We start from the raw sequence: 988 nt of genomic DNA, 5'->3' as shown, positions 1-988 counted from the left end.
TTTTAATAATATTAAAAATAGGAGAAACTACAAAAGCTAATACAGTAATAAAGGTTAAAAAATAAAAAATAGTTAAAATAAATTGAAGAATTATACCTGTACTATTTAAAATATTGCCTAAACTAAAATTAACATCTTGAAGAGCAATTATACTATTAAATCTAACCTTACAAAATGATATAATAGTATTGGCGTAGATATTTATTTTTGAAATAAATACATCTATGTTTAAATTGAATATTTGCATTTAATATGCATCCTTTCGTAGGTAGTTATATAAATCTTTGTCTTTGGTAGAGTATGGATTTACATAACTATTTTTTTTATATATTTTTTTAATGTGGGCTTAATATAACGAAAATGACCCTACATATATACCCAGCGACGAATATATACATAGAGTCATTAATAATTTTAACATTTATTTATATTAAATTAAATAACATGTTGTTTTGTCGCTGGAATACACTTATATTATAACAGAAAAATAGTTATATAATACAATATAATATAAAAAAAATCATAACAAAATGAAACTTATATAAGATAAATTTTTTTTTTTATTATAAACTCTCCAACCTACTCCTTTACCGATACTCACGGCAAAGGCGGTTGGTTTATTCTCGCTACTCCTTTACCGATAGTTCACGGTAAAGGCACGAGAATAAAAAAGTGGTACACATTAATAAAAAAGTGGTACACATTGAAATGTGTACCCAATCTGTACCAATAAAATCACTAGGAAAATACTAGTAGCGCATGGGGCAATGTTATTCCCCATGCGCGCGTAAAGTAAGTAAATACCTAGGAAAAATTAAAAAAGTACTAAGACTTGCTTTTTAGTATAAAGTTTGCAGGACCCCCCTAGGAAAACACTATCGAATTTTTGATATAAAAAAAACCCTAAATTCCAAAATAGTAATTTATAGGGGTAACATAATTATTTATCTTTGGTTTTAATAATTTTATAAATATAAAATAGCTTAGT

The 988-nt window shown here is 25.6% G+C and carries 1 protein-coding gene; it reads right to left on the bottom strand.

From position 1 onward, the window contains the following. A partial coding sequence (locus J8J04_RS03045; protein ID WP_212332248.1) for a hypothetical protein occupies nucleotides 1-247 on the bottom strand: 247 nt, incomplete at its 3' end. Nucleotides 248-988 lie beyond the last annotated feature (741 nt).

It is taken from the genome of 'Fragaria x ananassa' phyllody phytoplasma, assembly GCF_018274325.1.
In the GTDB taxonomy this organism is placed as follows: Bacteria; Bacillota_I; Bacilli_A; order Acholeplasmatales; family Acholeplasmataceae; genus Phytoplasma.
Note: the sequence above shows the minus strand (reverse complement) of the source record. Positions and strands in the feature narration are given on the sequence as shown.